This is a genomic window from Neorhizobium sp. BT27B (assembly GCF_050455485.1).
Classification (GTDB): Bacteria; Pseudomonadota; Alphaproteobacteria; order Rhizobiales; family Rhizobiaceae; genus Neorhizobium.
Window position 1 is genome coordinate 302,853 of sequence record NZ_JBCIYT010000001.1, and the last position, 16,026, is coordinate 318,878.

The window sequence follows — 16,026 nt, forward strand, 5'->3', positions numbered from 1 at the left end:
GCCCCTGCGCGCTTGCGCCGAGGAGCACATATTCAATGGCAGACAAAATGCTCATCGACGCGTCTCACGAAGAGGAGACGCGGGTCGTAGTCGTCCGGGGTAACCGGATTGAAGAATTCGACTTCGAATCGCAACACAAGAAGCAGATCCGCGGCAATATCTATCTCGCCAAGGTGACCCGCGTAGAGCCGTCGCTTCAGGCAGCCTTCGTGGATTACGGCGGCAACCGTCACGGTTTCCTCGCTTTTGCTGAGATCCATCCTGATTATTACCAGATCCCGCTGGCTGACCGTCAGGCCCTGAAACAGGCCGAAGCGGAAGAGCAGCAGCGCATCGCCGATGCTGATGCCGTCGATCCGATCGTTGACAACGTTGTCGACCCTGGCCTGCAGGATCAGCCGGATGTCGGCGTGCCGGCAGCTGTGGTCGAGCAGGTTGAAGCCGCGCTCGGCGAAGAACCCGCCGCAGAAGAAGCGCAGCCGGAAGCCGCAGCCGAGGTTGTTGCCGAAGAAAAGCCGAAAAAGCCGCGCCGCAGCCGCGCTCGCAAGAAGGTTGCTGAAGAAGCACCGGCGGATGCAGAAGCCAGCGCTGAAGGCAATGACGACGACAGCACGCCGGGTGAAATGGCTGCCATGGTCGAGACCGATTCGATTTCGGAAGAAGTCGAAACCCGCGGTCGCCGTCGCGACGACGACGATGATGACGACGATGACAATCACGAGAAGGAAGAAATCGAATCCGTCGGCGCTGAAGACGCCATGGAAGAGGTTCCGGATCGCATCCAGCGCAAGCCGCGCAAGCAGTACCGCATTCAGGAAGTCATCAAGCGTCGCCAGATCCTGCTCGTTCAGGTCGCCAAGGAAGAACGCGGTAACAAGGGCGCAGCGCTCACCACCTATCTGTCGCTGGCCGGCCGTTATTCTGTCCTGATGCCGAACACGGCACGTGGCGGCGGCATTTCCCGCAAGATCACCCAGCCGACCGACCGCAAGCGTCTGAAGGAAATCGCACGCGATCTCGAAGTGCCGCAGGGCATGGGCGTGATCCTGCGCACCGCCGGCGCCAACCGCACCCGCGTCGAAATCAAGCGCGACTTCGAATACCTGATGCGCCTGTGGGAAAACGTCCGCACGCTGACGCTGCAGTCGACCGCACCCTGCCTGGTTTACGAAGAAGGTTCGCTGATCAAGCGGTCTATCCGCGACCTGTATAACAAGGACATCAACGAGGTCATCGTTTCCGGCGAAGAAGGCTATCGTGAAGCGAAAGACTTCATGAAGATGCTGATGCCGAGCCATGCCCGCGTCGTTCAGCCTTACCGCGACATGCACCCGATCTTCTCGCGCTCCGGTATCGAAGCGCAGCTCGATCGCATGCTGCAGCCGCAGGTGACCCTGAAGTCCGGTGGCTACCTGATCATCAACCAGACGGAAGCGCTGGTTGCCGTCGACGTCAACTCCGGTCGCTCCACCCGCGAGCACTCGATCGAAGACACTGCTCTGCAGACCAACCTGGAAGCGGCTGAAGAAGTTGCCCGCCAGCTGCGCCTGCGCGACCTTGCAGGCCTGATCGTCATCGACTTCATCGACATGGAAGAAAAGCGCAATAACCGCGCTGTCGAGAAGAAGCTGAAGGATTGCCTGAAAAACGACCGCGCCCGCATCCAGGTCGGCCGCATCTCGCATTTCGGCCTTCTGGAAATGTCGCGCCAGCGCATCCGCGCTTCGGTTCTGGAATCGACGACGCAGGTCTGCTCGCATTGCGGCGGCACCGGCCACGTCCGTTCGCAGTCTTCCGTTGCCCTGCACGTCCTGCGCGGCATCGAAGAGTATCTGCTCAAGAACACCACGCACGACATCACCGTGCGCACCACGCCGGATATCGCGCTCTACCTTCTGAACCACAAGCGTCAGACGGTTATGGATTACGAGAAGCGCTTCGGCGTCTCGATCTTCATCGAATCCGACCACAATGTCGGCGCAACGCATTTTGCCATCGATCGTGGCGAACCGGTGGAAAACCCGGTCAAGATCGAAAGCCTGATGCAGTTTGCGTCCATCCCGGTCGAGGACGAGGATGACGATATCGTCATCGAGGACGAGATCGACGAGGACGAAGAAGATATCGTTGAAGTCACCAGCGCGCCCGCCGCTCCGGCGCAGGCCCGTAATGACGACGACCAGAACGGCCGCAAGCGCAAGCGCCGCCGCCGCCGCCGCAACAAGAACGGCGAACGCAATGGCGATGCGCAGGCGCAGTCTGCCGACGACGACAGCATTTCCGGTGATGCCGATGAAGACGGCGAAGAAGGTGACGACGACGCCACCGAAGGTCAGTCTTCTGCCGACGCAGCCGAAGGTGATGAAGGCGCACGCCGCAAGCGTCGCCGTCGTGGCAAGCGTGGCGGTCGTCGCAACCGCACGGACGAAGACGGCAATGTCGTCGAAGGCTCCGGCGAGGATGATGGCGATAGCGAAGCTGCCGTGATCGCAGCAACCGGCGAACAGTCCGACGATGCAGCAACGGCTGCTGTCGAAACGCAGGTCGCTGAAGCTCCGGTTGCCGAGGTTGAGGCGGAAGCCCCGGCCGACGCCAAGAAGCCGCGCCGCACGCGTCGTGGCAAGGCTGCCGCGTCTCCGGCCGAAGAAGTCGCTGTCGCAGAAGTCGCGGTCGTAGAAACCATCGTCGAAAGCGAACCGGCTCCGGCTGCTCCGAAGGCACGCGCTTCCCGCAAGAAGGCTGCTCCCAAGGCGGATGCCGTTGTCGAAGCTCCGGTCGCAGTGACCGAAGAAGCCAAGCCTGCAGACGTCACGCCTGTTGCAGCCGTTGAGGAAGCGCCTGCAGTGGTCGAAGAAGCCGAACCGGCCAAGCCCGCCCGTGCGAACCGTGGCGACGCAGTGTCCTCTTCCGATCCGGTGATCAAATCCACCGCCCCGGAAAAGCCTGCGGAAGGCGACGACAAGCCGAAGAAAGCCGGCTGGTGGCAGCGCCGCGGCTTTTTCTAAGCCGTAAAAATCAAACATCTGAAACGGCCGCCATCGTGCGGCCGTTTTTGCATCTTCATAGGCCTTTTACGGTACAGGCGGAAACGCGCCGTTTTTGCGGTTTCCACATGGGCGGCGCTGGCTTACTCTTGCCGACCACGAACATTGATTTGAGACAGGACGAAGATGACCATCAAGGCCCCTACTCTCCGCACGACCGTTTTTGCGCTCATGGGTGCCACGGTGCTGGCGACATCAACGCTTATCAGCGTCAAGCCGGCTGCCGCCGAAATGACCGAAGCACAGAAGACGGAAATGGGCGCCTTCGTTCGCGAATACCTGATCGCCAACCCGGAAGTCCTGATCGAGGTCCAGCAGGCCTATGAGAAGAAGCAGTACGAAAGCCGCCTCAGCCAGGCCGGCGCGGGTATTGCCGAAAACAAGGACGCGATCTTCTCCGACAAGAACGACATCGTGCTGGGCAATCCGAAGGGTGACGTCACCGTCGTCGAGTTCTTCGATTACAATTGCGGTTACTGCAAACACGCGCTCGAGGACATGGACGCCATTCTGGAGAAGGACAAGGATGTCCGCTTCGTGTTGAAGGAGTTTCCGATCCTCGGGCCTGAATCCGTTGCCGCGCATCAGGTGGCCAATGCCGTGCGCCTGACCGCACCTGAAAAATATCCGGATTTCCATCGCAAACTGCTCGGCGGCGAGACACGCGCCACGGAAGAGACGGCAATGGAAGTCGCGACCTCGCTGGGTCTCGATGAGGCGAAACTGCGCCAGTCGATGAAGGACCAGCCGAACGACAACAACGTCAAGACGACCTACCGTCTGGCCAACGCGCTCGGCATTACCGGCACGCCCTATTATGTCGTCGGCAATGAAGCGCTGATCGGCGCCCAGGGTGCCGATGCCATCGAGGAGAAGATCGCCAACATCCGCAAGTGCGGCAAGGCAAGCTGCTAATCGCAGCCTGCCGCCGTTTTCGCGCCCCTTGAAAGGCCGGATGCCCGGTTATGCACGGGTTTCATGGCCGGGGGCTTTCCCTTGACGTTTCAGCGGTCTATAGGTGGCCCAGATTTTTCGACGGAACACTTGATGAGCAAGACGATTTTCGTCCTCAATGGGCCCAATCTCAACATGCTTGGAAAGCGTGAACCCGGCATCTATGGCGCCGGCACGCTGAAGGATGTTGAAAACCGTTGTATTGCGGTCGGCAAGGATCTCGGTTTCGACATCGATTTCCGCCAGAGCAATCATGAAGGCGTTCTGATCGACTGGATCCACGAGGCAGGCGAGAAGGCTGCGGGCGTCGCATTTAATGCCGGTGCCTACACACACACTTCGCTCGCTCTCCATGACGCCATCAAGGCCATCACCGTTCCGGTGGTCGAAGTGCATATCTCGAACGTGCATGCCCGCGAGGAAATCCGGCATCATTCGATGATTGCGCCGGCTGCCAAGGGCGTCATCTGCGGCTTCGGCCCGACGAGCTACATTCTCGCGCTGCATGCCTTAAAAGACATAACCAGCTGAAAAAAGACAACTACGTATAGGGTTTGCCATGTCTGAAAAGAAAAGCGGTATCGACAAGGTACTGATCCGCGATCTCGCCAACATCCTCAACGACACCGATCTCACCGAGATCGAAATCGAACAGGACGATATGCGTATCCGCGTTTCGCGTTCCGCTCCGCAATATGTCCAGGCACCGGTCATGGCCGCTGCTCCGGCCGCCGCTCCTGTTGCTGCAGCCCCGGCTGCTGCCGCTGCGCCTGCCGCATCGCCGCGTGACAACAAGAACGCCGTCACTGCCCCGATGGTTGGCACCGTATATCTGTCGCCGGCACCGGGTGCTGCCGCCTTCATCCAAGTCGGCGCCACCGTCAAGGAAGGCCAGACACTCCTGATCATCGAAGCGATGAAGACGATGAACCAGATCCCGTCGCCGCGTTCGGGCGTCGTCAAGGAAATCATCGTCAACGACGCACAGCCCGTCGAATACGGCGAACCGCTCGTCATCGTCGAATAACGCATAGGTCAGCCTGATGGTTTCCAAGGTCCTCATAGCCAATCGCGGCGAAATCGCGCTTCGCGTTCTTCGCGCCTGCAAGGAACTCGGCATCGCGACCGTTGCCGTGCATTCGACGGCCGACAGCGATGCCATGCACGTCCGCCTCGCCGACGAGAGCGTCTGCATCGGCCCGCCGCCGTCGCGTGACAGCTACCTCAACATCCACCAGATCGTCGCCGCCTGCGAGATCACCGGAGCGGACGCTGTCCATCCCGGTTACGGCTTCCTGTCGGAAAATGCCAAGTTCGCCGATATTCTCGACGCGCACGGCATCACCTTCATCGGACCGACCGCCGATCACATCCGCATCATGGGCGACAAGATCACCGCCAAGAAGACGGCGCAGGAACTCGGCATCCCCGTCGTTCCGGGTTCCGATGGCGAAGTTCTGCCGGAAAATGCGCTGGAAGTTGCCCGCAAGATCGGTTTCCCGGTCCTGATCAAGGCGACGGCCGGCGGTGGTGGCCGCGGCATGAAGCTTGCCCAGAGCGAAGCCGATCTGGACGAAGCCGTATCGTCGGCCCGTTCCGAAGCGCTTGCCGCTTTCGGCAACGATGCCGTCTACATGGAAAAGTATCTCGGCAAGCCGCGCCACATCGAAATCCAGGTTCTGGGCGACGGTGAAGGCAATGCGGTGCATCTGGGTGAACGTGACTGCTCGCTGCAGCGCCGCCACCAGAAGGTCTGGGAAGAAGCAAACTCCCCTGCCCTGACGGTCGAGCAGCGCATGAAGATCGGCGAAATCTGCGCGGATGCCATGCGCAAGCTGAAATACCGCGGTGCCGGCACGGTCGAATTCCTCTACGAAAACGGCGAGTTCTATTTCATCGAAATGAACACCCGCCTGCAGGTGGAGCACACGATCACCGAAGCCATCACCGGCATCGACCTGGTGCATGAGCAGATCCACATTGCCTCCGGCAAGGGTCTGTCCGTCACTCAGGAAGACGTGGTGTTTTCCGGCCATGCCATCGAGTGCCGCATCAATGCCGAGGATCCGCGCACGTTCGTGCCGTCGCCCGGCACGATCACCTATTACCACGCACCGGGTGGTCTGGGCGTTCGCGTCGATTCGGGCGCTTATGCCGGCTACAAGATCCCGCCTTTCTATGACAGCATGATCGGCAAGCTGATCGTGCATGGTCGCACCCGCGACGAATGCATGATGCGCCTGCGTCGCGTGCTCGACGAATTTGTCGTCGATGGCATCAAGACGACGATCCCGTTGTTCCAGGATCTGGTCGACAACCCGGATATCGCCGCTGGCGATTACGACATTCACTGGCTGGAAAACTATCTGGCCGGTGGCGCAGACATAGCGCACTGATCACAATGGCAGGCGGCCGCAGGAGAAAAGATCCGACCATTACCGCGGATATTCTCCTGCGAGCCTATTCCATAGGCCTGTTTCCCATGGCCGATTCGGCAGACGACCCGGAAATCTTCTGGGTCGAGCCTGACCTGAGGGGCATTATCCCCCTCGACACGTTTCACGTCTCGAAAAGCCTTTCCAAAGCCATCCGCAAGGCGCCGTTCGAAATCCGTTTCGACACTGCCTTTGCTGCCGTCATGGACGGCTGCGCCGAAGCCGTCGAGGATCGGCCGAGCACCTGGATCAACTCTACCATCCGCGCGCTCTATACCGAGCTCCACGGCCTCGGACACGCCCATAGCGTCGAAGCGTGGGAAGGTGGCGAACTGGTAGGCGGACTTTACGGCGTTTCGCTGGGAGCGGCCTTCTTCGGCGAGAGCATGTTCTCCCGCCGCACCAATGCATCGAAGATTTGCCTCGTGCATCTGGTCGAGCGTCTGCGCCGCAATGGTTTTCGACTGCTGGACACGCAATTCACCACCGATCACCTCAAGACATTTGGCGCGATCGACGTGCCCAAGGCGGAATATCTGGTGATGCTGCAGGCGGCCGTCGAGCCGCCGCATCTGGCGTTTTGATAATTTTAAAGTGAGTTGCCGGCCGCGCGATCAGTTGCCCGGCGTCGGCGCCGGCACGTCGGACTTGTCCTTGCAGCCCGTCAGCCAGATATCATAGATCGGGTGTTCGACGGCGTTGAGACCGGGGCTGTCGGCAAACATCCAGCCGGTAAAAATGCGGCGGATCTTGCGGTCGAGCGTGATTTCATCGACTTCGACAAAACCGTCGATCTTCTGCGCTTCGGTATCGTCGCGCGAATAACAGACCTTTGGGGTCACCTGAAGCGCACCATATTGTACCGTCTCGTTGACATAGACATCGAACGAGGTGATGCGGCCGGTGATCTTGTCGATGCCGGCAAAGACCGCGACCGGGTTCTCAAGGCGCGCTGCATCCGCCGTTTGCGGCGCGATCAACGGCAAGGCGCCGAACAACACACCGGCCAACAGCTTTTGCGAAAACTTCATCGACAAAGACAATCTCATCAATCTACTCGTGGGACGCCCCCTCTTTTCCGGAGGCATACGCTCACGCGTAGTCAGGGATTATGGCCAAAAGCCGAAGGCAGTGGCCGTTTGCAGACCCGGCACTTGGGCCGGGTCGCGTAGATCAGCCCGACAGGCTCAGTTGCCCGGCGTCCAGGCGTCATAGTCGCCGGTGACGCGCGGACGTTCGCCAGCGCCCGAAAGCGAGCCCTGCGGACGGTAAGCGGCAGCCGAACCGGTCAGGTTGGGCTGATGCGGCTTTTGCCATTCGCGCGGCTTGTAGTCTTCCTTGGTCGGCGGGGTGTCGGTGCGGTAATGCATCCAGCCGTGCCAGCCCGGAGGAATGGCCGAGGCTTCGGCATAACCCTTATAGATCACCCAGCGACGCGGCATGCCCCAGGAGGTCATGGTGCCTTCGTAATAGACATTGCCGAGCTCGTCTTCACCGACGCGCTTGCCGTGTTTCCAGGTGAAGAAGCGCGTCCCGATCGTCTGACCGTTCCACCAGGTAAAAATCTGCAGAAGAAGAGTTTTCATTGTTTCCGTCGGCCTCAAACGAGAGAGGGAATTTCAGGTGTGAGCTTATGCAATCTCAAGCCGCTTATGTCCAGAGATTCCAAACTGGCATCACTTCTATTTCAGCTTCATCTTGAATCCGGCATGGGTCTTTTCGAAGCCATGGCGTTCATAGAAGCGGTGCGCATCACTGCGGGTGGCATTGCTGGTCAGTTGAGCCAGACGGCAATCGCGCCGGCGCGCCTCTTCCACCGCATATTCGACCATCGCCTTGCCTATGCCACGACCGCGCACATCGGGTCGCGTCTGCACGGCTTCAAGGATCATCGTCAGTGAGCCGCGACCGGTCAGCGTGCGGGTAAACAGCAGCTCGAACGTGCCGACCACCTCGCCACCAAGCTCGGCCACAAACAGGTTTTCGTTCTGGGAGGCGTCGATGACATAAAAGGCCTTCAGGTAATCCTCGAAGGCTTCAGGGTCGGTGGTATCGCCATGGCCGCCCTTGTCGTCGGCTGCGAACATCGCGATGATATCCGGCAGATCGGTTTCGCGCGCCCTGCGAATGATCAGGTCCGTTTCGCCCATGACAGTATCCTCCCTCGCCTGCGCATCGCTGCCGGTTATTGCGGCAGCCGCTTTTCCATCACCACGGCCGGCAGACCGGAATTCGGCCCACCGAACTCCTCCATACGATCGACTTCGACAAATCCAAGCCGGCTGTAGAAGGATATGGCGCGTTCGTTCTGGAGGGCCACCTCGACACGCATGATTTCCGCATCGGGAAAGCAGGTTTCGAGTTCGGCGAAGAGATCGCGGCCAACGCCATCGCCCTGCGCGGACGGTTTGACGTAGAGCTGATGCAGCATCACCGTCTTGTCCATCTTGGGATAAGGTGCCGCAAAACCCATGCCACCGATGTCGCGTCCGCTGTCGGCCACCACATACTCACCGCCCTTGCGGCCTATCCGTTCCGTGATGGCGGAAGGCGAGTTCCAAGCCTTCAGCAGCTTTTCCACGGCATCGACACCGTAAAGTCCGTCATAGGTGGCGTGAAAGGTCTCGATCAGGAGCTTGTGCACCTGATCGACGTCCTTTGGGCCAGCGGTTCGAACGAAGTAGACCATCAGGTCTTACTCCTCGATGCCGAGCTTTGCCTTCACCAGCGCCTGAACGGCCTGCGGGTTGGCCTTGCCGCCGGTGGACTTCATCACCTGACCGACGAACCAGCCGGCAAGCGTCGGCTTGGCCTTGACCTTCTCGACCTGATCCGGGTTGGCAGCAATGATTTCGTCCACAGCCTTTTCGATGGCACCGGTGTCAGTCACCTGCTTCATGCCGCGGGCTTCGACGATTTCCGCCGGATCACCACCTTCGGTCAGCACGATTTCGAAGAGGTCCTTCGCGATCTTGCCGGAAATGGTTTCGGACTTGATCAGATCGATAATGCCACCGAGCTGAGCGGGCGAAACCGGAGTCTCTTCAATGTCTTTGCCGATTCTGTTCAAGGCACCCAGCAGGTCGTTGATGACCCAGTTGGCGGCAATCTTGCCATCACGGCCTTCGGCGACGGCTTCGAAATAATCGGCAATCGCCTTTTCCGAAACCAGAACCGAGGCGTCGTAGATCGAAAGGCCGAGTTCAGCGACGAAACGCGCCTTCTTGTCGTCCGGCAGTTCGGTCAGGTCGGCGCGCATCGCGTCGATGAAGGCATCGTCGAATTCCAGCGGCAGCAGGTCCGGGTCGGGGAAATAACGGTAGTCGTGTGCATCTTCCTTCGAGCGCATCGACCGCGTTTCGCCCTTTCCCGGATCGAACAGGCGGGTTTCCTGATCGATCACGCCACCGTCTTCCAGAATTCCGATCTGGCGGCGCGCTTCATATTCGATTGCCTGACCGATGAAGCGGATGGAGTTGACGTTCTTGATTTCGCAACGCGTGCCAAAACCTTCGCCCGGACGGCGTACGGAAACGTTAACGTCGGCGCGCATCGAACCCTCGTCCATGTTGCCGTCGCAGGTGCCGAGGTAACGCACGATCGAGCGCAGCTTGGTCATATAGGCCTTGGCTTCGTCGGACGAACGCATGTCGGGCTTCGACACGATTTCCATCAGCGCCACGCCGGAACGGTTCAGGTCGACGAAGGACATGGTCGGATGCTGGTCATGCATCGACTTGCCGGCATCCTGCTCCAGATGCAGACGCTCGATGCCGATCTCGATATCCTCGAACTGGCCCTGACGGTCCGGACCAAGCGAGATGACGATCTGGCCTTCGCCGACGATCGGGTCCTTGAACTGCGAGATCTGGTAGCCCTGCGGCAGGTCGGGATAGAAATAGTTCTTGCGGTCGAAGATCGAGCGCTTGTTGATCTGCGCCTTGAGACCGAGACCGGTACGCACGGCCTGGCGCACACATTCCTCGTTGATGACCGGCAGCATGCCCGGCATGGCGGCATCGACCAGCGAGACGTTGGCATTGGCCGGCTTGCCGAATTCGGTCGAAGCGCCGGAGAACAATTTCGAATTCGACAGGACCTGCGCATGCACCTCCATGCCGATGATCACTTCCCAATCACCGGTAGCACCGGGAATGAAGCGTTTCGGGTCGGGGGTACGGACGTCGACTAGGGTCATCTTATGCTCGTCAATTGGTCTCTGAGATAGTTTCTGGAGGTAGAGCATATGACGCCAAGGCGCAAGCACATGCCCTCTCCTAGCGGCAAAACAGCATCGAAGAATGCGACAGAAACTTAACCGGCAAAGGTCATCATGCGCAAATGCAACTCGGACAGCCCTTCACTCTCTTCCTGATCTACCTGCTCTTCAACGTCATCGTCTTCTGCGTCTACTGGTGGGACAAGCAGGCGGCGATCGAAGGCGAATGGCGGGTGAGCGAAAACACCCTGCTGACACTCGCATTTCTGGGTGGAAGCCTTGGCGCCGTTTCCGCGCAACGGCTTTTGCGGCACAAGACGCGCAAGGAACCGTTTCGATCAATCCTGATGACAATCGTCGGACTACATGTCGTCATCGCAGCCTTTTGGCTGTTTGCGCCGGCCGGCACGCTGGCGAGACTGCTTACCCTGATGGAATGATCAGAAGCTCGGCCCGTAAGTGCTCGGCTCTTCGATGGCCAACTGTTTGGACAGGCCGACGGACTGAACATCCTGATCGATCTTCGGTGAATAGGCGACCGACAGCCAATTGACGGCATAACCGTTCTTTTCGAAAAACCCGACGGCATCGGTATTACGGGCATGGGTTTCGAGCCTTGCAACGACAAATCCCTGCCGCAGGATTTCCTGCTCGACCTCTTCCAGCAATGCCGTTCCGACGCCCTGCCGCTGATAGGCGGGATCCACCCAGAAATCGGTCACGGTCTCATCCAGCCCTTCACGCGCCGCCCAACCCGCGACTGCGCCATCCAGTTCTGCCACCGTGATTGTCAGCCACGAAGACCGGGTAAAGTTTTCAAAGGCGATTTCGGCATTGGCGTGCATTTCGGCAGTAGCGCCAATCGGCGCCACCGCCTGCTCCCAGGCGCGAACACCGATTTCCCTCAAGATTGCTGTTTCGTCGTCACGCGCATTGCGAATGCTGATCATGGCGGCCCCTGCTACAATGACGAGTAGACCACCGCGATACCCGTTTGGCCAGCGCAACATGTCTTGACGATCCGCAACCCGGCTTGACGGCAGTGGAAAACCTGTAAAAATGCCATCATCGTTCCAGGAGTTTTGATGTCCTCGAAAGAGACCCGGTAAGGGGCCGGCCCGCTTCGCTGCCGCCGGCCCAGACAAAAACGATCCACACCGACGCACATTCGCGCCGGCAACGTTTTTGCATGCCTTCTCAAAGGCATTCCCGGACATCACATCATGGATATTTCCCGCGCCGAACAGCGCATTCTCCACCTGCTTGCCCAGGGCGGACGGATCGAGATTACCCGCGACGACGATCGCAAAATCGAGAAACTGAAACTCATCACCCGCGAGGGCTGGGCCTTCTCCCGCCTCGACCTACCGACCTTTCGCAAGCTGAAGCAGAAAAAGGCAATCCGCTCTGAGGGCGGCAAGCCGTATCGCATCACCGAGAGGGGGCTGGTGCTGGTGCGGGCGGAGCAGGATAATCGGTAGGTAACGATGGCGGGCGCTCTGCCGGCGTCCGCCATTTTCAATACGGCAGTTGGCTGAACTCCGGTTTCAGAGTATGTTCGCCGTCATGAGCGAGTTAAAGGAAGACCTCAGCTTTAAAGAACTGACCGAGCCGCAGGCACCCGCCAGCGACCCGGACTATCTCGCATGGAAAGAACGCAAGATCAGAGCCGCACTGAAGCAGGCCGAAGATCGCTCGTGCATGGTGCCCGCCAAGACCGTGTGGGAGAAATTTGGACTTGAACGTTAATCTCACGCCGCTGGCCATTGCCGACCTGAGACACATTCATCGTCAGATTGCCAAGAATGATCCTATGGCTGCCGATCGCGTCATATCGCGCATTCGGCAGATCATCGAAATCTTTGAAAGTTTTCCATTGATGGGCCGTGTCGGCGACATGGAAAACACGCGTGAATTTGCGATCTCGGGGCTGCCTTATACAATCGTTTACCGCATCATATCCGCCAGCGAACTCGACATTTTGACGATTGTTCACAACAGACAAAATTATCCACCACAGCCCGACTGACGCTTTATGAACTGCCGATAAGCGCCACCCGCATCGCCGCCCATTCTTCCGCAAACGATCCGGCCACAACCGGCTTACCCGCGCGCCGGTACCAGTAACCGGCATTCCATTCGTCGCCTTCGATGCGGTGGCAGAGCGCATGTCCCCAGTCGAATTCCGCCTTGCCTTCATGCGCCTGGCAGAGATCGTGACCGGCTTCCCATTCCGGGCCCATGGCGAAGCCGGCGGCCGCGAGACGATCAAAGGCTTCAACAAGGGTCAGCAGCGAATTCACCAGACATCCTCCCTCAGCACCCCTAAAACAACTTCCCCGACCACAAGGTGATCGGCGACAGTCATTTCCCGAATTTTTAGCCCGCTTACCACCACTTGGCCGGCGTGAACTTGCCGGCTGCCTGTTCGATGACATGGGCGGTGCGGAACAGCGTTTCCTCCTCGAAAGGCTTGCCGATCAGTTGCAGGCCGAGCGGCAGGCCCTTGGCGTCGAGACCGGCCGGAACGGCGATGCCCGGCAGGCCGGCCATGTTCACCGTCACGGTAAAGATGTCGTTGAGGTACATGGCGACCGGATCCGCAGCCAGCGCTTCGTCGGCAATGCCGAAGGCAGACGACGGTGTGGCCGGCGTCAGGATGGCATCGACACCAGCATGGAAAGCCAGTTCGAAATCGCGCTTGATCAGCGTGCGAACTTTTTGCGCCTGCAGGTAATAGGCATCGTAATAACCGGCAGACAGAACATAGGTGCCGATCATGATGCGGCGCTTGACCTCGGTGCCGAAACCGGCGGCGCGGGTCTTTTCGTACATGTCGGCAATGTCCTTGCCGTCGACGCGCAGGCCGTAACGAACGCCGTCATAACGGGCAAGGTTGGACGAGGCTTCTGCCGGTGCGACGATATAATAGGCCGGCAGCGCGTATTTGGTGTGCGGCAGGGTGATGTCGACGATTTCTGCGCCGGCATCCTTCAGATAGGCAATGCCCTTCTGCCACAGCTTTTCGATGTCTTCCGGCATGCCGTCGACACGATATTCCTTCGGAATGCCGATCTTCATGCCCTTGACCGACTGGCCGAGAGCCGCCTCATAATCAGGGATCGGCAGATCGACCGAGGTCGTGTCCTTGGCATCGACCGATGCCATCGACTTCAGAAGGATGGCGGCATCGCGCACGTCGCGGGCAATCGGGCCGGCCTGATCGAGCGAGGAGGCAAACGCAACCGTGCCCCAGCGCGAGCAGCGGCCATAGGTCGGCTTGATGCCGACGGTGCCGGTGAAGGCTGCCGGCTGGCGGATCGAGCCGCCGGTGTCGGTGGCGGTGGCGCCGGCGCACAGATGCGCTGCAACGGCTGCGGCCGAACCGCCGGACGAACCACCCGGAACCAGCTGCTGGTTCGAACCTTCAGCCTTCCACGGGTTGATGACCGGGCCGTAATACGAGGTCTCGTTGGACGAACCCATGGCGAACTCGTCCATGTTCAGCTTGCCGAGCATGACTGCGCCATCGTCCCAGAGGTTCTGGGTGACAGTCGATTCGTACTTCGGCTCAAAGCCATCGAGAATGTGGGAGCAGGCCTGGGTGTGCACGCCTTCGGTGGCGAACAGGTCCTTGATGCCCAGCGGAATGCCTTCCAGCGCGCCGGCCTTGCCGCTCGCGATACGTTCGTCGGACGCCTTTGCCATGGCGCGCGCCTTGTCCGGCGTCACGGTGATATAGGCGTTGATCGTCGCGTTGGCGGCATCGATGGCGCCGAGATAGGCGTCGGTCAGTTCGACGGCAGTGATCGCCTTCGAGGTCAGCTTGTCACGGGCTTCGGCAATGGTCAGGCTGGTGAGTTCTGTCATGGGTGCGGCTTTCGGATGCTTTGGGCTGGCAGGGCAAAGGGACGGAATGCGCGATAAAGCGCTTATTCGACGACCTTCGGCACCAGGAAGAAATTGCGATCGGTTTCCGGGGCATTGGCGACGATATCGTCGGCCTTGTCGCCATCGGTCACGGCATCGGTGCGCTTGCGCATTGCCATCGGCGTCACCGATGTCATCGGCTCTACGCCCGTCACATCGACTTCGGAAAGCTGCTCGACGAAATTGATGATGCCATTCAGCTCGCCGACCATGCGATTGGCCTCCTCTTCGCTGACAGCGAGACGAGCAAGGCGGGCAACCCGCTTGACGGTGGCAAGATCGACGGACATGGCATTCTCCGAGGGAATAAGAAGTTCCCCCGCTATAATGGCCACGCTCGCCCTTCGCAACTGCCTAAGCTTGGCATGACGCTGCAAATCCCCTGATCACGTCATTCCCGGCGGTTTGGCCGGGCAGTCAGATTTGATATTTGCAAATTTTCGTCGCGATTGCGGAATCTACCGTTCACTTTCCCGTTAACGAATGATTAACCCGCCAGTCACTGGGCAGCTGGGTAACATTTTTCGAGTACAGGACGGGTAATACATGGATTTCAAGATTTCAAAAGTTCGGCATCCCAAGGAGAAATTCTACGGAACCTTGATGCTGGCGTTTGGCGTGTTCATCTGGGCGGTGGTTGCTCTCGCCCTCGCCACCATCGCCATCAAGGATAGCGCCCTCATCCTCGTCATATATTTGGCATATGGCCTGATCTTCTGGTTCGTGAGCTACGTCACACGCGCCCTGCTGCGCGCCTATATGATCGGGCACTACGTGATGATCAGCGAACAGCAGTTCCCGCATCTGCACAAGATGGTCCAGGAAGGCGCACAGGCGCTTGGCCTCAAGGACGTACCGCAGGCATTCGTCTACAATTCCAGCGGCGTGATGAATGCCATGGCCCTGACGCTGGTCGGTCGCACCCGTTATATCTGGCTGACGTCGCAGTTGATCGACGCGGACGATGAAGAACAGGTCAAGTTCGTGATTGGCCATGAGCTCGGCCACCATGTTGCAGGCCACCTCGATACGGTTCCGGGCCTCATTCGCCTGCCCGCTTATATGGTGCCGTTCATTTCGCAGGCCTATTCGCGTGGCCGTGAACTCACCTGCGACCGTGTCGGCTATATCGTATCGAACAACCTGCAGGCTTCGCGCACCGCGCTGCAGATGCTCGCCTGCGGCAGCGCCAAGCTGAACGCCCAGATGAACTCTGCCGCGTTCGAAGCACAGGAAAAGATGGTGCCGTCGACTGCCGGCTTTTTCCTGCACATCTTCTCGCTTTATCCGCGCCTGACGCGCCGCGTCGAAGCCGTCGGCCAGTTCGCACAGAAGACTCCGACAGGCACTTTCGCACCGCAGGTCAGCGCGCCTTCCGTGCGCGTCGAACCGCAGATGGCCTGATCATTCGAACAGGCGCCATGCCGGACGAACCGGCATGGCG

Annotated in this window: 20 protein-coding genes; 11 read left to right on the plus strand and 9 right to left on the minus strand. The window is 59.5% G+C overall.

Translation table 11 applies throughout. The features are described 5' to 3' along the window. Positions 1 to 35: 35 nt before the first annotated feature. The 6 genes from AAIH70_RS01620 (at position 36) to aat (ending at position 7,017) form a co-directional block, all read left to right on the plus strand. On the plus strand, positions 36 to 3,005 hold the full coding sequence (locus AAIH70_RS01620) for an Rne/Rng family ribonuclease (protein ID WP_132273273.1): 2,970 nt from the start codon (positions 36 to 38) through the stop codon (positions 3,003 to 3,005). A gap of 165 nt (positions 3,006 to 3,170) precedes the next feature. Further along, entirely contained in the window at positions 3,171 to 3,959 is a 789-nt protein-coding gene (locus tag AAIH70_RS01625; RefSeq protein ID WP_132273272.1) for a DsbA family protein, read from the plus strand. Positions 3,960 to 4,091: 132 nt separating this feature from the next. Further along, positions 4,092 to 4,529, plus strand: coding sequence for a type II 3-dehydroquinate dehydratase (gene aroQ / locus AAIH70_RS01630; RefSeq protein ID WP_132273271.1), 438 nt, complete (start codon positions 4,092 to 4,094; stop codon positions 4,527 to 4,529). A gap of 28 nt (positions 4,530 to 4,557) precedes the next feature. After that, complete coding sequence (gene accB / locus AAIH70_RS01635; RefSeq protein ID WP_132273270.1) at positions 4,558 to 5,025, plus strand: acetyl-CoA carboxylase biotin carboxyl carrier protein; 468 nt, start codon at positions 4,558 to 4,560, stop codon at positions 5,023 to 5,025. Between the two features lie 16 nt (positions 5,026 to 5,041). Then, positions 5,042 to 6,394: an acetyl-CoA carboxylase biotin carboxylase subunit gene (gene accC / locus AAIH70_RS01640; RefSeq protein ID WP_430032876.1), complete on the plus strand. Its 1,353-nt coding sequence runs from the start codon at positions 5,042 to 5,044 to the stop codon at positions 6,392 to 6,394. Between the two features lie 5 nt (positions 6,395 to 6,399). Beyond that, the gene (gene aat / locus AAIH70_RS01645) at positions 6,400 to 7,017 is read left to right on the plus strand and encodes a leucyl/phenylalanyl-tRNA--protein transferase (protein ID WP_132273268.1); all 618 of its coding nucleotides are present in this window, start codon (positions 6,400 to 6,402) and stop codon (positions 7,015 to 7,017) included. A 30-nt stretch (positions 7,018 to 7,047) separates the two neighbouring features. Here aat and AAIH70_RS01650 read toward each other — a convergent pair whose 3' ends face one another. The 5 genes from AAIH70_RS01650 to gatB form a co-directional block, all read right to left on the minus strand. Continuing rightward, positions 7,048 to 7,464: a DUF2155 domain-containing protein gene (locus AAIH70_RS01650; RefSeq protein ID WP_132273747.1), complete on the minus strand. Its 417-nt coding sequence runs from the start codon at positions 7,462 to 7,464 to the stop codon at positions 7,048 to 7,050. Between the two features lie 156 nt (positions 7,465 to 7,620). After that, the gene (locus tag AAIH70_RS01655) at positions 7,621 to 8,019 is read right to left on the minus strand and encodes an NADH:ubiquinone oxidoreductase subunit NDUFA12 (protein ID WP_132273267.1); all 399 of its coding nucleotides are present in this window, start codon (positions 8,017 to 8,019) and stop codon (positions 7,621 to 7,623) included. 96 nt (positions 8,020 to 8,115) lie between these two features. Beyond that, entirely contained in the window at positions 8,116 to 8,583 is a 468-nt protein-coding gene (locus AAIH70_RS01660) for a GNAT family N-acetyltransferase (protein ID WP_132273266.1), read from the minus strand. Between the two features lie 35 nt (positions 8,584 to 8,618). Further along, positions 8,619 to 9,122 (minus strand): GNAT family N-acetyltransferase, encoded by a 504-nt coding sequence (locus AAIH70_RS01665; RefSeq protein WP_132273265.1) that lies wholly within the window; start codon positions 9,120 to 9,122, stop codon positions 8,619 to 8,621. Positions 9,123 to 9,128: 6 nt separating this feature from the next. Continuing rightward, positions 9,129 to 10,631 carry an Asp-tRNA(Asn)/Glu-tRNA(Gln) amidotransferase subunit GatB gene (gatB, locus tag AAIH70_RS01670; RefSeq protein WP_132273264.1) on the minus strand — a complete coding sequence of 501 codons (1,503 nt, stop codon included), beginning with the start codon at positions 10,629 to 10,631 and terminating at the stop codon, positions 9,129 to 9,131. A 143-nt stretch (positions 10,632 to 10,774) separates the two neighbouring features. Here gatB and AAIH70_RS01675 point away from each other — a divergent pair, with 143 nt between their 5' ends. Continuing rightward, complete coding sequence (locus AAIH70_RS01675; RefSeq protein ID WP_132273263.1) at positions 10,775 to 11,092, plus strand: DUF1294 domain-containing protein; 318 nt, start codon at positions 10,775 to 10,777, stop codon at positions 11,090 to 11,092. On the opposite strand, the gene AAIH70_RS01680 is transcribed toward AAIH70_RS01675, so the two are convergent. Next, a complete protein-coding gene (locus AAIH70_RS01680; RefSeq protein ID WP_132273262.1) occupies positions 11,093 to 11,602 on the minus strand; it encodes a GNAT family N-acetyltransferase in 510 nt (169 codons plus the stop codon). Positions 11,603 to 11,875: 273 nt separating this feature from the next. On the opposite strand from AAIH70_RS01680, the gene AAIH70_RS01685 reads away from it, so the two are divergent. The 3 genes from AAIH70_RS01685 (at position 11,876) to AAIH70_RS01695 (ending at position 12,681) form a co-directional block, all read left to right on the plus strand. After that, entirely contained in the window at positions 11,876 to 12,133 is a 258-nt protein-coding gene (locus AAIH70_RS01685; RefSeq protein ID WP_132273261.1) for a YjhX family toxin, read from the plus strand. 73 nt (positions 12,134 to 12,206) lie between these two features. Beyond that, the gene (locus tag AAIH70_RS01690) at positions 12,207 to 12,401 is read left to right on the plus strand and encodes a hypothetical protein (RefSeq protein WP_132273260.1); all 195 of its coding nucleotides are present in this window, start codon (positions 12,207 to 12,209) and stop codon (positions 12,399 to 12,401) included. After that, positions 12,385 to 12,681, plus strand: a complete 297-nt coding sequence (locus tag AAIH70_RS01695; protein WP_348639718.1) for a type II toxin-antitoxin system RelE/ParE family toxin — start codon at positions 12,385 to 12,387, stop codon at positions 12,679 to 12,681. The genes AAIH70_RS01690 and AAIH70_RS01695 overlap by 17 nt, the downstream gene beginning before the upstream one ends. Before the next feature lie 4 nt (positions 12,682 to 12,685). On the opposite strand, the gene AAIH70_RS01700 is transcribed toward AAIH70_RS01695, so the two are convergent. From AAIH70_RS01700 to gatC, 3 genes are all read right to left on the minus strand, one after another. After that, positions 12,686 to 12,958 carry a hypothetical protein gene (locus AAIH70_RS01700; RefSeq protein WP_132273743.1) on the minus strand — a complete coding sequence of 91 codons (273 nt, stop codon included), beginning with the start codon at positions 12,956 to 12,958 and terminating at the stop codon, positions 12,686 to 12,688. Between the two features lie 82 nt (positions 12,959 to 13,040). Then, complete coding sequence (gene gatA / locus AAIH70_RS01705) at positions 13,041 to 14,522, minus strand: Asp-tRNA(Asn)/Glu-tRNA(Gln) amidotransferase subunit GatA (protein WP_132273259.1); 1,482 nt, start codon at positions 14,520 to 14,522, stop codon at positions 13,041 to 13,043. A gap of 62 nt (positions 14,523 to 14,584) precedes the next feature. Then, complete coding sequence (gene gatC / locus AAIH70_RS01710) at positions 14,585 to 14,872, minus strand: Asp-tRNA(Asn)/Glu-tRNA(Gln) amidotransferase subunit GatC (RefSeq protein WP_132273258.1); 288 nt, start codon at positions 14,870 to 14,872, stop codon at positions 14,585 to 14,587. A gap of 256 nt (positions 14,873 to 15,128) precedes the next feature. Between gatC and AAIH70_RS01715 the strand changes: the two genes are divergently transcribed. Beyond that, entirely contained in the window at positions 15,129 to 15,986 is an 858-nt protein-coding gene (locus AAIH70_RS01715) for a M48 family metallopeptidase (RefSeq protein ID WP_132273257.1), read from the plus strand. Positions 15,987 to 16,026: the final 40 nt, after the last annotated feature.

What these genes read in the sequence shown, in the direction of transcription:
- AAIH70_RS01620 (WP_132273273.1), top strand. Translation starts at nt 36, where the DNA reads ATGGCAGACAAAATGCTCATCGACGCGTCTCACGAAGAGGAGACGCGG.
- AAIH70_RS01625 (WP_132273272.1), top strand. Translation starts at nt 3,171, where the DNA reads ATGACCATCAAGGCCCCTACTCTCCGCACGACCGTTTTTGCGCTCATG.
- aroQ (WP_132273271.1), top strand. Translation starts at nt 4,092, where the DNA reads ATGAGCAAGACGATTTTCGTCCTCAATGGGCCCAATCTCAACATGCTT.
- accB (WP_132273270.1), top strand. Translation starts at nt 4,558, where the DNA reads ATGTCTGAAAAGAAAAGCGGTATCGACAAGGTACTGATCCGCGATCTC.
- accC (WP_430032876.1), top strand. Translation starts at nt 5,042, where the DNA reads ATGGTTTCCAAGGTCCTCATAGCCAATCGCGGCGAAATCGCGCTTCGC.
- aat (WP_132273268.1), top strand. Translation starts at nt 6,400, where the DNA reads ATGGCAGGCGGCCGCAGGAGAAAAGATCCGACCATTACCGCGGATATT.
- AAIH70_RS01650 (WP_132273747.1), bottom strand. Translation starts at nt 7,464, where the DNA reads ATGAAGTTTTCGCAAAAGCTGTTGGCCGGTGTGTTGTTCGGCGCCTTG.
- AAIH70_RS01655 (WP_132273267.1), bottom strand. Translation starts at nt 8,019, where the DNA reads ATGAAAACTCTTCTTCTGCAGATTTTTACCTGGTGGAACGGTCAGACG.
- AAIH70_RS01660 (WP_132273266.1), bottom strand. Translation starts at nt 8,583, where the DNA reads ATGGGCGAAACGGACCTGATCATTCGCAGGGCGCGCGAAACCGATCTG.
- AAIH70_RS01665 (WP_132273265.1), bottom strand. Translation starts at nt 9,122, where the DNA reads ATGGTCTACTTCGTTCGAACCGCTGGCCCAAAGGACGTCGATCAGGTG.
- gatB (WP_132273264.1), bottom strand. Translation starts at nt 10,631, where the DNA reads ATGACCCTAGTCGACGTCCGTACCCCCGACCCGAAACGCTTCATTCCC.
- AAIH70_RS01675 (WP_132273263.1), top strand. Translation starts at nt 10,775, where the DNA reads ATGCAACTCGGACAGCCCTTCACTCTCTTCCTGATCTACCTGCTCTTC.
- AAIH70_RS01680 (WP_132273262.1), bottom strand. Translation starts at nt 11,602, where the DNA reads ATGATCAGCATTCGCAATGCGCGTGACGACGAAACAGCAATCTTGAGG.
- AAIH70_RS01685 (WP_132273261.1), top strand. Translation starts at nt 11,876, where the DNA reads ATGGATATTTCCCGCGCCGAACAGCGCATTCTCCACCTGCTTGCCCAG.
- AAIH70_RS01690 (WP_132273260.1), top strand. Translation starts at nt 12,207, where the DNA reads ATGTTCGCCGTCATGAGCGAGTTAAAGGAAGACCTCAGCTTTAAAGAA.
- gatA (WP_132273259.1), bottom strand. Translation starts at nt 14,522, where the DNA reads ATGACAGAACTCACCAGCCTGACCATTGCCGAAGCCCGTGACAAGCTG.
- gatC (WP_132273258.1), bottom strand. Translation starts at nt 14,872, where the DNA reads ATGTCCGTCGATCTTGCCACCGTCAAGCGGGTTGCCCGCCTTGCTCGT.
- AAIH70_RS01715 (WP_132273257.1), top strand. Translation starts at nt 15,129, where the DNA reads ATGGATTTCAAGATTTCAAAAGTTCGGCATCCCAAGGAGAAATTCTAC.